The organism is Streptomyces sp. NPDC091972 (genome assembly GCF_044756385.1).
Taxonomy (GTDB): domain Bacteria; phylum Actinomycetota; class Actinomycetes; order Streptomycetales; family Streptomycetaceae; genus Streptomyces.
In genome coordinates, this window is record NZ_JBIVSV010000012.1 from 63,299 (window position 1) to 80,024 (window position 16,726).

Here is a 16,726-nt window from a genome sequence, read left to right on the forward strand (position 1 = left end):
TGGCATAGAAACGCGGCATGTTCTGGGTTCTGCTTCTGCTGCCGGCCTGGGCCGCCGCCGGCACCTCCTGCACGCGGTTGTGCCTGGCCGCCGTGCGCGCGGCGGCCGCGGACACGGACGGCCGGGAACACGCTCTGACGCTGTACGAGGCCGCGTTCCTGTCCGGCGGACCGCGGCGGGTCGCCGATCTGACGCTCGTCTCCATGGCCCGGCAGCGACGCCTGCTGCTGGCCCACACCGGCTGGGCGACCGTCGTCGACCCGCGCGGCCGGGACGAGATGGAGCGCTCCGTCATCGGGGCCATCGGGCCGGAGGGGCAGTCCCGGATCGCTCCGGTGCGGGCGGACGCGGCCGCGGCCGCCGCGGTGCGCCGCCTCGCCGACCGGCTCGTCGACGCCGGCCTCGCCGTGCCCGACGGCGCCCGCTCCGGCATCGCGGCGGCCGTCCGTCAGGTGCGGCTGGCCGCCCTGGCCGTCGTCGCGCTGGGCGCGCTCGCCCTGCTGGTGCCCGACCCGTCGGAGATGCCGCGGCACCTGGTCGCGCTCTGGTTCGCGCTGCCGCTCGCCCTGACCGTGAGCTGCCTGGCCATCGCACGGATGGAGGTCCATCCGTACTCGCGCTGGGCGTCCCCGGCGGGACAGCGGCTGCTCGGCGCCCTGACCCGGCGCCCCGGCGGCACGGACGAGCGGACGTACCTCACCTCGGTCGCCGTACGCGGCATCAGCGCGGTCGGCGAACCCGACCTGCGCGCCGCGTTCGCCCACCGCGAGCAGCACCACGGCCCGCACCGCGAGGACCGGCGGGGAGCGCGGCCCGGCGAAGACGGCGCGGAACACCGGCGCCCGCACCGGCGCGACTGAGCCCGCCCCCCGGCCGGTGCCGGGCGCAGGAGGACGAGAACCCGCCGGCCGGGCGGACCGCGTGTACCACGAGGCTGCTCTCCGGCCGCGGCGCGCGCACCACCGCCTCCACCACGGAACACCGGCGTCCGCACCGGCGCGACCGAGCTCCCCCGGGGGCGCACGGAGGCATTGGGGCCGACATCGGCGGGGCGGTGCTTGCCTTCCCCCGCAGCCGAACGAAACATCCCTTTTGTCGCTGCCGCGCACCGAAGGGACACCGATGAGAACTCCCGCCCTCTACACGGCCGCCGGGTCCTTGCTCCTGACCGCGCTCGCCGCCGCACCGGCCGGGGGCGCTCCGGCCGCCCCGGGCGCGGCCGAACTCCACGGCACCGCCGTCGCCGCGGCGCGCGCCGGGGCGGCCGGCGTCCGCTTCGGGACCTGTCCCGCGGTGGAGGACCTGCCCGACGGCGTCCAGTGCGGCACGGTCTCCGTCCCGCTCGACTACGCGCGTCCCGACGGCCGGCAGATCAGACTGACCGTCAGCCGGGTGCGGGCCACCCAGAAGGACCCGCGCAACAGCAAGCGCCGGGTGCCCCGGCAGGGCGCCCTGGTCTACAACCCGGGCGGTCCCGGCGGCTCCGGCATGTACTTCCCGCTGGTCGGCGCGCTGCCCGAGTGGAAGGGGCTCGCCGCGGCCTACGACCTGGTCGGTTACGCCCCGCGCGGGGTGGGCCGTTCGGCGCCGCTGTCCTGCACGGACCCGGAGCAGTTCTTCAAGGCACCCACGCAGGCGCCGACGCACCCCTCGGAGTCGTACAAGAAGGAACGCATCGCGCAGGCGAAGGCGTACGCGCGCGGGTGCGCGCGGCGGGCGGGCGCGGCCCTGCCGTACTACACCTCCCTGAACAACGCCCGGGACCTGGACGTCCTGCGGGCCGCGCTGGGCGAGCAGAGGCTGACGTTCATGGGGGCGTCGTACGGGACGTACTTCGGCGCGCTGTACGCGGCGCTCTTCCCCTCCCACGTGCGGCGGATGGTGTTCGACGCGGCCGTGAACCCGGCCCCGGAGCAGGTCTGGTACCGCAACAACCTGGACCAGTCGGCCGCCTTCGAGGGGCGGTGGGCGGACTTCCGGGAGTGGGTCGCCCGGCACGACGACGTGTACGGGCTCGGGGCCACGGCCCAGGAGGTGCTGCACAGCTACGAGAAGGCGGCCGCGCGGCTGGCCGCCGAACCGGCCGGCGGCAAGGTCGGGCCGGGGCAGCTCCAGGGGGCGTTCCTGTCCGCCGGCTACTACGACGACCTCTGGCCGCACCGGGCGCGGGCCCTGTCGGCGTACCTCAAGGGCGATCCGAAGCCGCTGATCCAGCAGGCGGGGCCGCACCAGGAGGCGGCGAAGGAGGCGGAGAACTCCAACGCGGTCTACACGGCCGTCGAGTGCAACGACGCGTCCTGGCCGACGGACTGGAAGGTGTGGGACCGGGACAACACCCGGCTGGCGAGGGTGGCGCCGTTCGAGACGTGGGACAACGTGTGGCTGAACCTGCCGTGCGCGTACTGGCCCGCGACCCGGCAGGAGCCGCTGGACGTGCGGACCGGGCCCGGTGAGCTGCCCCCGACGCTGATCCTGGCCGCCGAGCGGGACGCGGCCACTCCGTACGACGGCGCCCTGGAGATGCACCGGCGGCTGTCCGGCTCGGTGCTGGTGACCGAGCGGGACGCGGGCACGCACGGCATCGCGGGCGGCCCCAACGCCTGCGTCAACGGGTATTTGGACGCCTACCTGCTGGAGGGCCGCCTCCCGGTGCGGCGCGCCGCCTGCGCCCCGCACCCCGAGCCGACGCCGAAGGCCGACTCCCGGAAGGCGCCCGTCACACCCGCCCGCTGATCAGGCGAGACCCGCCACGAGGTCGCCGATGTCCTTGCGGCGGCCCGTGTAGAACGGGACCTCCTCGCGGACGTGCATCCGGGCCTCCGACGCCCGCAGGTGGCGCATGAGGTCGACGATGCGGTACAGCTCGTCGGCCTCGAACGCCAGGATCCACTCGTAGTCGCCCAGCGAGAAGGAGGCGACGGTGTTGGCGCGGACGTCCGGGTAGCCGCGGGCCATCTTGCCGTGGTCGGCGAGCATGCGGCGGCGGTCCTCGTCGGGCAGGAGGTACCAGTCGTAGGACCGCACGAACGGGTACACGCTGACGTAGTCCCGCGGGGTCTCGTCCGCCAGGAAGGCCGGGATGTGCGAGCGGTTGAACTCGGCGGGGCGGTGCAGCGCCATGTTCGACCAGACCGGCTCCAGGGCGCGGCCCAGCCTCGTGCGGCGGAAGAGGTTGTACGCCTCCTGCAGCTGGTCGCTGGTCTCCGCGTGCCACCAGATCATGACGTCGGCGTCGGCGCGCAGCCCGGACACGTCGTAGGTGCCGCGGATCGTGACGTCCTTGGCGGCGAGCTGGTCGAACAGCTCCTGGACCTCGTCGGCGTAGCCGGTGCGGTCCTCGGGCAGCACGTCCTTCAGCTTGAAGACGGACCAGAGCGTGTAACGGATGACCTCGTTGAGGTCCTTGGCCAGCTTGCCCTTGTTCGGGACCCTGCCGGACTCGGGGGTGGGGGCGTCGTTGCTCATGGCCCCTATTCTCCCGCTCCGCCGTGCAGACTCTGCACCGGGTTGGCCGTGAGCTCCCGCACGGCGGTGAGGTCGCCCTGGAGCTGGTCCGCGGCCGCGTGGGCGCTCGCGATGCAGGCCGGGATACCGACGCCGTCGTACTGCGCGCCGCATACCGCGAGGCCGGGCAGCTTGGCGACGTGCTCGCGGATGCGGGCCACGCGCGCGTGGTGGCCGACGGGGTACTGCGGCAGACCGTCGGTCCAGCGGGTGACGCGGGTTTCGAGGGGGGTGGCGTCCAGACCGGTGGCCGCTCGCAGGTCGTGGCGGGAGACGTCCACCAGGTCGGCGTCGTCGCGCTCCAGGATCTCCGTCTCGCCGTAGCGGCCGACGGAGGTGCGCAGGACCACGACGTCCGGGTTCTCCTCGGCGATCCAGCCCCACTTCCGGGAGGCGAAGGTGGACGCCTTGATGGTGCGGCCGTCGACCGGCGGGACGAGGAAGCCGCTGCCCTCGGGCAGGGCCGCCTCGGAACGCCGGTAGGCCAGCGTGACCAGGGCCATGGAGGCGTACTCGACGGTGTCGAGCTCGTCGGCGGCCTCGGGGGCCTCGGCGCGCAGCAGCCGCGCCGCGGCCGGGGCGGGGACGGCGACGATCACGGCGTCGGCGTGCCGGACGCGGTCCCCGGTGACGACCCTCCAGCCCCCTGCCGCCGCACGGCGCAGCTCGCTCACGGGTGCGCCGGTGACGATCTCGCCTCCGTGCGCGCGGACCGCGTCGGCGACGGCGAGCGGAAGGGTGCCCACCCCGCCCTCGATGCCCATGAACACCGGCCCGGTCTGCTGGTTCGCGGCCGCCCTCGCCTGGATCTCGCGGACGCCCTCCGTCAGCGAGGTGTGGGTCTTCGCGGCCTGGAAGAGCTGCGGGACCGCCGAGCGCATCGAGATGCGGTAGGCGTCGCCCGCGTACACCCCGCCGAGGAGGGGTTCCACGAGGCGGTCGACGACCTCGCGGCCCAGGCGCGCCGCCACGTACGCACCGACCGCCACGTCGTCGCCGACCTCCGTGCGGGGCAGGTCGGCGTCCCGCGCGATGCGGGCGAGACCCTCGTCGGACAGCACCCCGGCGAGGGTCTCGGCGCTGCCGGGGACGCCCATGACGTGGCCCTTGGGCATGGGGCGCAGGGCGCCGCGGGTCCAGATCGAGGCGGTCGCGGTGGCGGGCGGCTGGAGGCGCTCGCCGAGGCCCACCTCACGCGCCAGGGCCACCGCCTCGGGCCTGCGGGCCAGCATCGACTCGGCGCCGAGGTCGACGCGCGCGCCCGCGATCCCGCCGGGCAGCAGCTTGCCGCCGACCCGGTCCGACGCCTCCAGCACGGTGACGCGCGCGCCGCGCTGCGCCAGCCGGTGGGCCGCGGCCAGTCCCGCGATGCCGGCTCCGATGACGACGACCTGTGATCCGCTCATGGCCCCAGCCTCTCAGACCCCGCCGACAGTCCACCGGCGGCCCGGTGTCCTGGACGAGTCCTGACCGTGACCGCATCGGGACCGCCCGCGTCCAACGTTCGCGCCCCCTCCGGCGTCGAAGGAGCGTCAGTTGTTCACGACCCTCGGGGGGACGCCCATGCGCGCACCACGTTCACGCCGTTCACGCAGCTCCGTACGGCCCGTCCAGGTCCTGTCGGGGCTCCTGCTGGCCGGGGCCCTCGCCCTGACCGGGTGCAGCGGAGCCGGGGGCGGTGACAGCGACAGCGGCAGCCTCGCCAAGGAGGACCGGGCCGCCTCGCAGGCCGACGGGAAGGGCGCGGCCGGCGCCGAGGACAGCGCGGGCGGCGGGCGGGCCACCGCCGCGCCCCAGGTGCCCGCGAGCCACATCATCCGCACCGCCACCCTGACCGTGCAGGTCGAGAGCGTGCCCAAGGCGCTCGCCGCGGCCCGTACCAGCACCGAGAACGCGGGCGGGTTCGTCGGCAAGGAGACCACCTCCCGGGACGAGGAGGGGCGCGAGCAGACGGAGGTGGTGCTGCGGGTGCCGGTCGAGAAGTACGACGAGGTCCTCGCCGGCCTGGAGGGCGCGGGCAAGCTCCTGGAACGCACCGCGAACGCGCAGGACGTCACCGACCAGGTCGTCGACGTGGAGAGCCGGATCGCGACCCAGCGCGCGAGTGTGGCGCGGATCCGGGACCTGATGGACAAGGCGACCAGGCTGAGCGACGTGGTGACCCTGGAGGGCGAGCTGAGCAGTCGTCAGGCCGACCTGGAGTCGCTGCTCGCCCGCCAGGCGTCCCTGAAGGACCGCACGAGCCTGGCCACCGTCACGCTGTCCCTGTCCGAGTCGCCGGTCGTCAAGGCCGAGGAGGACGACGATCCCGGGGTCGTGGACGCGCTGGCGGGCGGCTGGGACGCGTTCGTGACCGTGCTGCGCTGGATCGTGGTGGCACTGGCCGCCGTGCTGCCGTTCCTGGTGGGGATCGCGCTGCTCGTGCTGGTGTGGCTGCGGCTCATCCGGCCCCGGCTGCCGCGCCGGCCGGCTCCCGCGGGCGTCTCCACCGCCCTGGGCCCGCTGCCGATGGCCCGCCCGGTGCCCGACCCGGGGCGACCGCAGGAACCCGGGGCCGCTCGGGAGCCGGGGCGCCCGCAGGAGCCGGGCGAGCGGGAGTGACACGCGCGGGGTGACGTGCGGAGGCGGCGCGGGGAGGCGGGGCGCGCGGGACCGAAATGCCCTGCCCTCGTAGCGTGTTCGCATGAACATGAGCCGTACGCAGGGTACGAGGGAACGTCTGGTCGTGATCGGCGGCGACGCCGCGGGGATGTCCGCGGCGTCGCAGGCACGGCGTATGAAGGGCCCCGACGAGCTGGAGATCGTGGCGTTCGAGCGGGGTCACTTCACCTCGTACTCGGCGTGCGGCATCCCGTACTGGGTGGGCGGGGACGTCGACGGGCCGGACGGGTTGATCGCCCGTACCCCCGAGGAGCACCGGGACCGGGGCATCGACCTGCGCATGCGCACCGAGGTCACGGAGATCGACGTCGACGGGCAGCGGGTACGCGCGCGTGACCTCGATTCGGGGGCCGCGTACTGGACGTCGTACGACAAGCTCGTGATCGCGACCGGGGCCCGCCCGATCCGCCCGGACATGCCGGGGGCGGACGCGCTCGGGGTGCACGGGGTGCAGACGCTCGACGACGGCCAGGCGCTCATCGACACGCTGGCACACACGCGTGGCCGCAGGGCGGTGGTGGTGGGCGCCGGGTACATCGGCGTGGAGATGGCCGAGGCCCTGATCAACCGCGACTACGAGGTGACGGTCGTCAACCGGGGCAGCGAGCCCATGGCCACGCTGGACCCGGACATGGGACGCCTGGTGCACGAGGCCATGGAGGGCCTGGGCATCACCATGGTCAACGACGCCGCCGTGACCAAGGTGCTCACGGACGAGGACGGCCGGGTGCGCGCGGTGGCCACGGAGGACGCGGAGTACCCGGCGGACGTGGTGGTGCTCGGCATCGGCGTCCGCCCGGAGACGACGCTCGCGAAGGCGGCCGGTCTGCCGCTGGGCAGCCACGGCGGTCTGCTGACCGACCTCGCGATGCGGGTGCGCGGCCACGAGAACATCTGGGCCGGCGGTGACTGCGTGGAGGTCCTCGACCTGGTGTCGGGACAGGAACGCCACATCGCGCTCGGCACCCACGCCAACAAGCACGGCCAGGTCATCGGCACGGGCGTCGGCGGAGGCTACGCCACCTTCCCGGGGGTCGTCGGCACGGCCGTCAGCAAGGTCTGCGACCTGGAGATCGCCCGCACCGGGCTGCGCGAGAAGGACGCCCGCCGGGTGGGCCTCCAGTTCGTGTCGGTCACGATCGAGTCCACCAGCCGGGCCGGCTACTACCCGGGTGCCTCTCCCATGACGGTGAAGATGCTCGCCGAGCGCCGCACGGGGCGGCTGCTCGGCGTGCAGATCGTCGGCAGAGAGGGGGCGGGCAAGCGGGTCGACATCGCCGCGGTGGCGCTGACGGCGGGGATGACGGTGGAGCGGATGACGGCCCTGGACCTGGGGTACGCGCCGCCGTTCAGCCCGGTGTGGGACCCGGTGCTGGTGGCGGCCAGGAAGGCCGTGGCGAAGGTGCGGGGCTCCTGAGGGCTACGCCGTTCCGTTGATCCGCTCGATGGCCTGACGGGCCTGGTCGGCGGGCGGGCGGGGCGGCAGCGCCGAGACGGAGGCGCTGCTGCTGGGAGGCATCGCCGACGGCTGCTCGCCCGCCGGCTTGGCGTGCGCCGCGGACCGTGCGGACCTGAGCCGGTTGCTCACCGCCTCGTCGAGCGTCACCGGCCGCTGCATCTGGGCCGCCAGCCGCCCGGCCTCCTGACCGAGCCTGGCCACGTCCTCCCACGGCAGTCGCACCACCAGGGACAGCTCGGCCTCACCGTCGGGAAGAGCGTGCATCGCAGGCGTCGTACGGTCGTTCATCGCTGTTCCTCACGTAGTCCCCGCGGCCCGCCTTCCCCGTGCCGCGGGCGGTTGAGGAGACATACGCACGCGCGCGTGCGGGTGTTCACCGGAGCGCCACCGATTCGCCCGGCCCATCGCGGGCAGTACTTCCTTGTGGTCATCCCCGTCCATGACGTGAACCCCGTGCGCCGCACCCCCGTGGTGACGTACGCGCTCATCGCCGCGAACGTCCTCGTGTTCCTGTTCGCGCCCGGCCTGGCCGGCTCGGTGGCGGGCGACAGCAGCCTGTCCCAGCTCTGCCACCTCCAGGCGTTCCTGGACCACTGGGCGGCCGTCCCCCAGGAGTTGATCCACCATCAGATGCCGCGGCTCGTCCCCACGGGCGACGTCGGCACGAGCGCCCAGGGCGCGGCGGGCTGCGTGGTGGCCCCGCCGGACTACGACAAGTCCCCCGCGCTGTCGGTCCTGACGGCGATGTTCCTGCACGGCGGCTGGCTGCACCTGCTGGGCAACATGCTGTTCCTGCTGATCTTCGGCAACAACGTCGAGGACCGCATGGGCCATGTGCGCTTCGCGCTGTTCTACGTCGTCTGCGGCTACGCGGCGTCGTACGGCTTCGCCCTCCTCAACGCCGACTCGGGAGACCCGCTGATCGGCGCCTCGGGGGCCATCGCCGGCGTCCTGGGCGCCTATCTGGTGCTGTACCCGAAGGCCAGGGTGTGGGTCCTGGTGCCGTTCCTGGTGTTCCTGCCGCTGAGACTGCCGGCCTGGCTGGTGCTGGGCTTCTGGTTCGTGCTCCAGGCGTTCTACTCCTCCGGCGAGGGCGTCTCCGCGGCGGGCACGGTGGCGTACGCCGCGCACGTCGTCGGTTTCCTCGCCGGCATGCTGCTCGCCTGGCCGCTGAAGCCGGGCACTCCCCCGCCGCCGGAACCGCGCGGCCTGCTGTTCGGCAGGAAGGCGCGGCCCCGGCACACGTGGTGAGGGCTCAGCGGGCCGTCCGCGTGTGGACGTACTCCACGAGGCGGGTCAGGGCGTCCGGGTCGGTGGTCGGCATGACGCCGTGGCCGAGGTTGAAGACGTGGCCCTCCAGGTCCGCGGCCGACTCCAGGACCTCGCGTGTCTTGGCCTCGACGGCCTCCGTGGAGGAGAACAGGACCGTCGGGTCGAGGTTGCCCTGGAGCGCCTTGCCGGGGCCGACACGGCGGGCGGCCTCGTCGAGCGGGACCCGCCAGTCGACGCCGACGACGTCCGCGCCGGCCTCACCCATGAGCTTCAGCAGCTCACCGGTGCCGACGCCGAAGTGGATGCGGGGGACGCCGTACCCCGCGACCGCCTCGAAGACCTTCGCGGAGGCCGGCAGCACCGAGCGGCGGTAGTCGGCGGGGGCGAGGGCGCCCGCCCACGAGTCGAAGAGCTGCACGGCGGAGGCGCCGGCCTCGATCTGGACCTTCAGGAAGGCGGCGGTGATCCCGGCGAGACGGTCGAGGAGGTCGGCCCACAGCTCGGGGTCGCCGTACATCATCGACTTGGCGTTCTCGTACGTGCGGGACGGGCCGCCCTCGACGAGGTAACTCGCGAGGGTGAAAGGCGCGCCCGCGAAACCGATGAGGGGGGTCGGGCCGAGCTCGCGGGTCAGCAGGCCGATGGCCTCGGTGACGTAGGAGACGTCCTCGGGGGTGAGGTCGCGCAGCTGGGCCAGGTCGGCGCGGGTGCGGATCGGGCGCTCGACGACCGGGCCGACACCGGGCTTGATGTCGAGGTCGATGCCGATGGCCTTGAGCGGGACGACGATGTCGCTGTAGTAGATCGCCGCGTCCACGTTGTGGCGGCGCACCGGCTGGAGGGTGATCTCGGCGACCAGCTCGGGCCGTGTGCACGACTCGAGCATCGGGATGCCCTCGCGGACCTTGCGGTACTCCGGCAGTGAGCGCCCGGCCTGGCGCATGAACCAGACGGGGGTGTGCGGCACGGGTTCGCGCCGGCATGCCTTGAGGAAGGCGGATTCGTACGTGGCTGACGGCGGCGTCTCGAGTGCACTCACGTCGGAAAGTCTCGCACGGTGCGACGAGTGCCGAGTGCGCGGTGTCCGTGTGGGCATGGGGCGGAGTCAGGGTGTCTAGGCCCGCACCACGCCCCCCTTCCCCTTAACCTTCCCGCATGGCTGCGGCACAGGGACGACTGTCGGACGACACGGGCGGAATGGACGACGCGAAGGGGAGTGACCGGGATGGGAGCGGTGCGGCTCCGCCGGCCTTCCAGGCGGCGGTGCAGGCCCTGCGCGGCAGTCGGCTGCGGCCGCAGATCGAGATCGAGCCGACACGGGCGCCCCAGCGGCTCGCGCCGCACGCGTACGCGCTGGAGGCGACGGTCGTCGACGGCGACCAGGACCTCGCCGACGGGCGCCTCGTGCTGCTGCACGACCCCGACGGCCACGACGCCTGGCGGGGCACCTTCCGGCTGGTGACGCTGGTGCGCGCGGAGCTGGAGCCCGAGATGGCCGCCGACCCGCTGCTGCCCGAGGTGTGCTGGTCCTGGCTGACCGGCGCGCTGGCGGCGCGCGGGCTGTCGTACGGCGAGCCGAGCGGCACCGTCACGCGCGCGAGCTCGCACTACTTCGGAGGTCTGTCCGAGCGCCCGGCGGCCTCGCAGATCGAGATCCGCGCCTCCTGGACGCCCCGCGAGGGCCTGGGCGGGGTGCCGGACACGGCGGGCCACCTGGCCTCCTGGTGCGATCTGCTGGCCCAGGTCGCGGGCCTGCCGCCGGCCGGGCCGGGCGACGCCTCCGTGGTCACGCTCCCCCAGCGGCGGGACCCCCAGGCACGCTGACCGTCCGCGTTCGGGGCGGCGGCCACCCACATGGAGCATCAATTTGTCGATACGGCCACTTTCAGTCAGGAGTGGCCCCTCGAACGAACCGATATGTTCACCGAACGATCGACCGTACGTCCGAATTGCACTAATTGTTACTCACTAGATCGTGATCATTCCCTAAAGGACGCCGGGTTCGGTGCCGAAGACGTCTGTGACCTTCCAGCCGTCCCCACCCCAGGAGGCCCGGTGTCCGTTCTCCTCGAGCAGCCCGCAAGCCTGGTCGCCTACCGCCCCAACAAGCCCACCGCCATGGTGGTCGTGGCCGACCCGCGCGTCCGTTCCACCGTCACCCGTCACCTGTGGGCGCTCGGTGTACGCGATGTCATCGAGGCCTCGTCCGTGGCGGAGGCCCGTCCCCGTATCGGCAGTCCCAGAGACATCTGCGTCGCCGACGTCCATCTCCCCGACGGCTCCGGCCTGACGCTGCTGTCGGAGACCCGCGCCGCGGGCTGGCCCAACGGGCTCGCCCTCTCCGCGGCCGACGACATCGGCGCCGTGCGCAACGCCCTCGCGGGCGGCGTCAAGGGCTACGTCGTCACCGGCACCCGGACCAACCTCGGGCTCCCCACCCGACCGGGAGCCGCTCCCATCGGCGCCGCCGCCGCCCGTATGCACCGCCGCCCCCCGGGTGCCCCGAGCCACCCGGGCGGCTACCGCGAGCTCTCCGGCCGCGAGGTCGAGGTGCTGCGACTGGTCGCCGAAGGCCAGTCGAACAAGGCGATCGGCGTCTCGATGGGCCTGTCCGCACTGACCGTCAAGAGCCACCTCGCCCGGATCGCCCGCAAGCTCGGCACGGGAGACCGTGCCGGCATGGTGGCGGTGGCTCTCCGCACCGGAATCATCCACTGAGGCTCTGCACGCCTCACTGTTCACGGACGTGAACCAGGCCTTTCACCGGGCTGACTGGTTTACGACCCCCAGGCGCCTGCCGACGGAACGTTCCGTCGGCAGGCGCTGTCCATACACAGATACCCTTGACAGGTGACCGACGCCCAAGAGACCGCAGCAGACGTTCCACTGCGAACCACCGGAGGCGGCCCTCCGGACGATGGCGGATCTTCTGTCGCGGAGGCTCCGATCCCTCTGCTGGAGCCGCGTGAGGGCATTCCGCCCGTCATCGCCGACGAGGACTCGCTCGCCGAGGTGATCGCCGCGTTCGCCGCCGGATCCGGCCCTGTCGCCGTCGACGCCGAGCGGGCGTCCGGCTACCGCTACGGACAGCGCGCCTATCTCGTGCAGCTCCGCCGCGCGGGAGCGGGGACCGCGCTGATCGACCCCGTGGCCTGTCCCGACCTCTCGGGCCTGGGCGAGGCGCTCTCCGGTGTGGAGTGGGTGCTGCACGCCGCCACCCAGGACCTGCCGTGCCTGCGCGAGATAGGCATGGTCCCCTCGCGCCTCTTCGACACCGAGCTGGCCGGACGGATCGCCGGGTTCCCCCGGGTCGGGCTCGGCGCGATGGTCGAGGGAGTGCTGGGCTTCACGCTGGAGAAGGGGCACTCGGCCGTCGACTGGTCGACCCGCCCGCTGCCCGAGCCCTGGCTGCGCTACGCCGCCCTCGACGTGGAGCTCCTCGTCGACCTGCGGGACGCGCTGGAGAAGGAGCTCGACCGGCAGGGGAAGCTGGAGTGGGCGCTCGAGGAGTTCGACGCGATCGCGTCGGCCCCGCCGGCCGAGCCGCGCAAGGACCCCTGGCGCCGGACCTCCGGGATGCACAAGGTACGGCGGCGTCGGCAGTTGGCCGTCGTGCGGGAGCTGTGGGAGGCACGGGACCGGATCGCCCAGCGGCGGGACGTGTCGCCCGGCAAGGTGCTGTCCGACGCGGCGATCGTCGAGGCGGCGCTCGCCCTGCCGGCCAACGTGCACGCGCTGGCCGCGCTGAACGGCTTCGGGCACCGGATGGGCCGACGGCAGCTGGAGCAGTGGCAGGCCGCCGTCGACCGGGCCAGGGCCCTCCCCGAGACGCAGTTGCCGCAGCCCGGGCAGCCGGTGACGGGGCCCCCGCCGCCGCGGGCGTGGGCCGACAAGGACCCCGCGGCGGCCGCGAGGTTGTCCGCTGCGCGGGCCGCTGTGTCCGCGCTGGCCGAGACGCTGAACATGCCCCAGGAGAACCTGATCACCCCGGACACCGTGCGCAGGGTGTGCTGGGAGCCGCCCGCCGTGGTCAGTGCGGAGTCCGTCGGGGCGGCGCTGGCGGCATTGGGTGCTCGGGCCTGGCAGGTCGAGCAGGTGACTCCTGTGCTGGTGGCCGCGCTGTCCGCCTAGCCGCCGGGGACGGTTGCCGGGGCGTGGCGGCTGCGGGCCGGGGCCCTTGAAGCGGAACAGCGACGTCGAGATCGCGCCAAGATCTTCCGAGGGCAGGATCACCCGGTGCCCGCTCCGGTGCCGACACCGCGGGGCTCCACGGCGCCTTGCGCGGTGTGACCTTCGCCGCTCCCGCCTCCAGGGGTGGGCAGTCACGTTACTCATAAGTAGCATGGGTCCTGAGCGCGCGCTCAGCGCATCGCAGCAGTGCAGATCCCGCATCTGGAGGAGAGCCATCGTGCCTCGTACCGTCAGGGACGTCGTCTTCGTCGACGGCGTCCGCACCCCGTTCGGCAAGGCGGGCCCGAAGGGCATCTACCACGAGACCCGCGCCGACGACCTCGTCGTGAAGGCGATCCGGGAGCTGCTGCGCCGCAACCCCGGTCTCGACCCCAAGAAGATCGACGAGGTCGCCATCGCCGCGACCACGCAGATCGGCGACCAGGGCCTGACCATCGGCCGCACGGCGGGCATCCTCGCCGGTCTGCCGCAGTCGGTGCCCGGTTACTCCATCGACCGCATGTGCGCCGGCGCGCTGACCGCCGTCACCACGGTCGCCGGTTCGGTCGCCTTCGGTGCCTACGACATCGCCATCGCCGGTGGTGTCGAGCACATGGGCCGTCACCCCATGGGCGAGGGCGTGGACCCGAACCCGCGGTTCGTGAGCGAGAAGCTCGTCGACGAGTCCGCCCTGTTCATGGGCATGACCGCCGAGAACCTGCACGACCGCTACCCGACGATCACCAAGCAGCGCGCCGACGAGTACGCCGTGCGCTCCCAGGAGAAGGCCGCCAAGGCCTACGCCAACGGCAAGATCCAGGCCGACCTGGTGCCGATCTCGGTGCGCCGCACCAACCCGGAGGCCGGTGAGACGGGCTGGGGCCTGGTCACCGCCGACGAGCCGATGCGCCCGGGGACCACGCTGGAGAACCTCGCCGGTCTGAAGACCCCGTTCCGCGTCCACGGCCGGGTCACCGCCGGCAACGCGGCCGGTCTGAACGACGGTGCCACCGCCTCCCTGATCGCCTCCGAGGACTTCGCCCGGGAGAACGACCTCCCGGTCAAGATGCGCCTGGTCTCCTACTCCTTCGCGGGTGTCGAGCCGGAGGTCATGGGCTACGGCCCGATCCCGGCCACCGAGAAGGCGCTCGCCCAGGCGGGTCTGTCCATCTCCGACATCGGTCTCTTCGAGATCAACGAGGCCTTCGCGGTCCAGGTCCTGGCTTTCCTGGAGCACTACGGCATCGCGGACGACGACGAGCGCGTCAACCAGTACGGCGGCGCCATCGCCTTCGGTCACCCGCTGGCCTCCTCGGGTGTGCGTCTGATGACGCAGCTGGCCCGCCAGTTCGAGGAGCAGCCCGAGGTCCGCTACGGCCTGACCACCATGTGCGTCGGCTTCGGCATGGGCGCGACGGTCATCTGGGAGAACCCGAACCACAAGGACGCCGGAGGCAGCAAGTGAGCACCACTGAGCTCTTGAAGGGTGCGGCCGAGCTGTTCCCGGACGAGGTCGTCACCCAGGCGCACGTACGCCACCTGGACCTGCCGTTCAACGCGGGGCGCTTCGCGCTCATCACGCTGGACAACGGCTTCGACCACACCAAGCCGACCACCTTCGGCCCGGCGTCGCTGGCGAACCTGAACACCGCCATCGACCAGGTCGAGAAGGAGGCGTCGGCCGGCGAGATCGTCGGTGTCGGCATCACCGGCAAGCCGTTCATCTTCGCCGTCGGCGCCGACCTCAAGGGCGTCGAGCTCCTCAAGGAGCACAAGGACGCGCTGGCCATCGGCAAGGGCGGCCACGAGGTCTTCAAGCGCCTCGCGGGCATCGCGGTGCCGACCTTCGCGTACTACAACGGCGCGGCGATGGGCGGTGGCGTCGAGGTCGGTCTGCACTGCACCTACCGCACGGTCTCCGCGGCCCTGCCCGCCTTCTCGCTCCCCGAGGTCTTCCTCGGACTGGTCCCCGGCTGGGGCGGCTGCACCCTGCTGCCGAACCTGATCGGCGCCGAGAAGGCCGTCTCGGTCATCATCGAGAACTCCCTCAACCAGAACAAGCAGCTCAAGGGCGCTCAGGTCTACGAACTGGGCATCGCCGACGCGCTGTTCGAGGGCGCGGACTTCCTGGAGCAGTCCCTGCTGTGGACGGCGTCCGTCCTCAAGGGCGAGATCGCCATCGAGCGCCCGGCGATCGACCGCGGCGAGGCCTGGGACCAGGCCGTCGCCAAGGGCCGTTTCATCGCGGACTCCAAGGTGCACGGGGCCGCTCCGGCCGCCTACCGCGCCCTGGACATCATCGAGGCCGCCAAGAACGGCGACCTCCAGCAGGGCTTCGACGCCGAGGACCAGGCCCTCGCCGACCTGATCATGGGTGGCGAACTGCGCTCCGGCATCTACGCGTTCAACCTGGTGCAGAAGCGCGGCAAGCGTCCCGCGGGTGCCCCGGACAAGAACCTGGCCCGCCCGGTCACCAAGGTCGGTGTCGTCGGCGCCGGTCTGATGGCCTCCCAGCTCGCGCTGCTCTTCCTGCGCCGCCTGGAGGTGCCGGTCGTCCTGACCGACATCGACCAGGAGCGCGTCGACAAGGGTGTGGGCTACGTCCACGCCGAGATCGAGAAGCTGCTCGGCAAGGGCCGTATCAACCAGGACAAGGCCAACCGTCTCAAGGCCCTGGTCACCGGTGTGCTGGACAAGGCGGAGGGCTTCTCCGACGCGGACTTCATCATCGAGGCCGTGTTCGAGGAGATCGGCGTCAAGCAGCAGGTGTTCGCGGAGGTCGAGGCGGTCGCCCCGGCGCACGCGATCCTCGCCACCAACACCTCCTCCCTCTCCGTCACGGAGATGGCGTCGAAGCTGAAGAACCCCGAGCGGGTCGTGGGCTTCCACTTCTTCAACCCGGTCGCGATCCTCCCGCTGCTGGAGATCGTCCGCGGTGAGCAGACCGACGACGCCTCGCTGGCCACGGCGTTCGCCGTCGCCAAGAAGCTGAAGAAGACCGCGGTGCTGGTCAAGGACGCCCCGGCGTTCGTCGTGAACCGCATCCTCACCCGCTTCATGGGCGAGATCCAGAACGTCATCGACGAGGGCACCCCGGTGGCCGTGGCGGAGAAGGCGGTGGAGCCGCTCGGCCTGCCGATGTCCCCGCTCGTCCTCCTGGAGCTGGTCGGTCCCGCGATCGGTCTGCACGTCTCGGAGACCCTTAACCGGGCCTTCCCGGACCGCTTCACGGTCTCCCCGAACCTCGCGGCGGTCGTCAAGGCCGGCAAGCGCGGCTTCTACGTCTACGACTCCGGCAAGCCGGAGCTCGACCCGGAGGTCGCCGCGCTCCTCAAGCAGGGCGATGTCGTCCTGTCCGAGGAGCAGGTCCGCGAGCGCGTCCTGGACGCCGTCGCCCAGGAGATCGGGCTCATGCTCGACGAGGGTGTCGTCGCCGAGGCCCAGGACATCGACCTCTGCCTGATCACGGGCGCCGGCTGGCCCTTCCACCTGGGCGGCATCACGCCGTACCTGGACCGCGAGGGCGTCTCCGAGCGCGTGAACGGCAAGAAGTTCCTGGCTCCGGGCGTGGCGTCGGTTCCGGCGTAAGCGTTCCGCGTACGACCCTGAAGAGGGCCCCCGCCGCGGCGGGGGCCCTTGTCGTACACCGTGCACCGGACG

At 72.6% G+C, this 16,726-nt stretch carries 14 protein-coding genes; 10 read left to right on the top strand and 4 right to left on the bottom strand.

Features of this window, described 5'->3' with window-relative positions:
* The first annotated feature begins 17 nt into the window (after positions 1-17).
* Both ACIQJT_RS30720 and ACIQJT_RS30725 read left to right on the top strand, forming a co-directional pair.
* Positions 18-860 carry a TIGR04222 domain-containing membrane protein gene (locus ACIQJT_RS30720; protein WP_365456792.1) on the top strand — a complete coding sequence of 281 codons (843 nt, stop codon included), beginning with the start codon at positions 18-20 and terminating at the stop codon, positions 858-860.
* A gap of 262 nt (positions 861-1,122) precedes the next feature.
* On the top strand, positions 1,123-2,733 hold the full coding sequence (locus ACIQJT_RS30725) for an alpha/beta hydrolase (RefSeq protein WP_402648981.1): 1,611 nt from the start codon (positions 1,123-1,125) through the stop codon (positions 2,731-2,733).
* On the opposite strand, the gene hemQ is transcribed toward ACIQJT_RS30725, so the two are convergent.
* Entirely contained in the window at positions 2,734-3,465 is a 732-nt protein-coding gene (gene hemQ, locus ACIQJT_RS30730) for a hydrogen peroxide-dependent heme synthase (RefSeq protein WP_053848905.1), read from the bottom strand.
* A gap of 5 nt (positions 3,466-3,470) precedes the next feature.
* Positions 3,471-4,910: a protoporphyrinogen oxidase gene (hemG, locus tag ACIQJT_RS30735; RefSeq protein WP_402648985.1), complete on the bottom strand. Its 1,440-nt coding sequence runs from the start codon at positions 4,908-4,910 to the stop codon at positions 3,471-3,473.
* 157 nt (positions 4,911-5,067) lie between these two features.
* On the opposite strand from hemG, the gene ACIQJT_RS30740 reads away from it, so the two are divergent.
* Positions 5,068-6,105, top strand: coding sequence for a DUF4349 domain-containing protein (locus ACIQJT_RS30740; protein ID WP_402648988.1), 1,038 nt, complete (start codon positions 5,068-5,070; stop codon positions 6,103-6,105).
* A gap of 82 nt (positions 6,106-6,187) precedes the next feature.
* The gene (locus ACIQJT_RS30745) at positions 6,188-7,582 is read left to right on the top strand and encodes an FAD-dependent oxidoreductase (protein ID WP_365456779.1); all 1,395 of its coding nucleotides are present in this window, start codon (positions 6,188-6,190) and stop codon (positions 7,580-7,582) included.
* Between the two features lie 3 nt (positions 7,583-7,585).
* On the opposite strand, the gene ACIQJT_RS30750 is transcribed toward ACIQJT_RS30745, so the two are convergent.
* Entirely contained in the window at positions 7,586-7,912 is a 327-nt protein-coding gene (locus ACIQJT_RS30750) for a hypothetical protein (protein WP_365456776.1), read from the bottom strand.
* Between the two features lie 135 nt (positions 7,913-8,047).
* Between ACIQJT_RS30750 and ACIQJT_RS30755 the strand changes: the two genes are divergently transcribed.
* Positions 8,048-8,875, top strand: coding sequence for a rhomboid family intramembrane serine protease (locus ACIQJT_RS30755; RefSeq protein ID WP_402649295.1), 828 nt, complete (start codon positions 8,048-8,050; stop codon positions 8,873-8,875).
* Between the two features lie 4 nt (positions 8,876-8,879).
* Here ACIQJT_RS30755 and hemE read toward each other — a convergent pair whose 3' ends face one another.
* Positions 8,880-9,935 (bottom strand): uroporphyrinogen decarboxylase, encoded by a 1,056-nt coding sequence (gene hemE / locus ACIQJT_RS30760; RefSeq protein ID WP_365456770.1) that lies wholly within the window; start codon positions 9,933-9,935, stop codon positions 8,880-8,882.
* Positions 9,936-10,051: 116 nt separating this feature from the next.
* Here hemE and ACIQJT_RS30765 point away from each other — a divergent pair, with 116 nt between their 5' ends.
* The 5 genes from ACIQJT_RS30765 to ACIQJT_RS30785 all read left to right on the top strand — a co-directional run bounded on the left by ACIQJT_RS30765 (position 10,052) and on the right by ACIQJT_RS30785 (position 16,654).
* Positions 10,052-10,720 carry a DUF3000 domain-containing protein gene (locus ACIQJT_RS30765; RefSeq protein WP_402648993.1) on the top strand — a complete coding sequence of 223 codons (669 nt, stop codon included), beginning with the start codon at positions 10,052-10,054 and terminating at the stop codon, positions 10,718-10,720.
* Between the two features lie 231 nt (positions 10,721-10,951).
* On the top strand, positions 10,952-11,614 hold the full coding sequence (locus tag ACIQJT_RS30770) for a response regulator transcription factor (RefSeq protein WP_007385400.1): 663 nt from the start codon (positions 10,952-10,954) through the stop codon (positions 11,612-11,614).
* Between the two features lie 132 nt (positions 11,615-11,746).
* Entirely contained in the window at positions 11,747-13,027 is a 1,281-nt protein-coding gene (locus ACIQJT_RS30775; protein WP_402648996.1) for an HRDC domain-containing protein, read from the top strand.
* A gap of 277 nt (positions 13,028-13,304) precedes the next feature.
* Positions 13,305-14,531, top strand: coding sequence for an acetyl-CoA C-acyltransferase (locus tag ACIQJT_RS30780; protein ID WP_365456761.1), 1,227 nt, complete (start codon positions 13,305-13,307; stop codon positions 14,529-14,531).
* Positions 14,528-16,654, top strand: a complete 2,127-nt coding sequence (locus tag ACIQJT_RS30785; protein ID WP_365456758.1) for a 3-hydroxyacyl-CoA dehydrogenase NAD-binding domain-containing protein — start codon at positions 14,528-14,530, stop codon at positions 16,652-16,654. The genes ACIQJT_RS30780 and ACIQJT_RS30785 overlap by 4 nt, the downstream gene beginning before the upstream one ends.
* The last annotated feature ends 72 nt before the right edge of the window (positions 16,655-16,726 follow it).

Coding starts and splice junctions, on each gene's coding strand:
- ACIQJT_RS30720 (WP_365456792.1), top strand. CDS start 18: ATGTTCTGGGTTCTGCTTCTGCTGCCGGCCTGGGCCGCCGCCGGCACC.
- ACIQJT_RS30725 (WP_402648981.1), top strand. CDS start 1,123: ATGAGAACTCCCGCCCTCTACACGGCCGCCGGGTCCTTGCTCCTGACC.
- hemQ (WP_053848905.1), bottom strand. CDS start 3,465: ATGAGCAACGACGCCCCCACCCCCGAGTCCGGCAGGGTCCCGAACAAG.
- hemG (WP_402648985.1), bottom strand. CDS start 4,910: ATGAGCGGATCACAGGTCGTCGTCATCGGAGCCGGCATCGCGGGACTG.
- ACIQJT_RS30740 (WP_402648988.1), top strand. CDS start 5,068: ATGCGCGCACCACGTTCACGCCGTTCACGCAGCTCCGTACGGCCCGTC.
- ACIQJT_RS30745 (WP_365456779.1), top strand. CDS start 6,188: ATGAACATGAGCCGTACGCAGGGTACGAGGGAACGTCTGGTCGTGATC.
- ACIQJT_RS30750 (WP_365456776.1), bottom strand. CDS start 7,912: ATGAACGACCGTACGACGCCTGCGATGCACGCTCTTCCCGACGGTGAG.
- ACIQJT_RS30765 (WP_402648993.1), top strand. CDS start 10,052: ATGGCTGCGGCACAGGGACGACTGTCGGACGACACGGGCGGAATGGAC.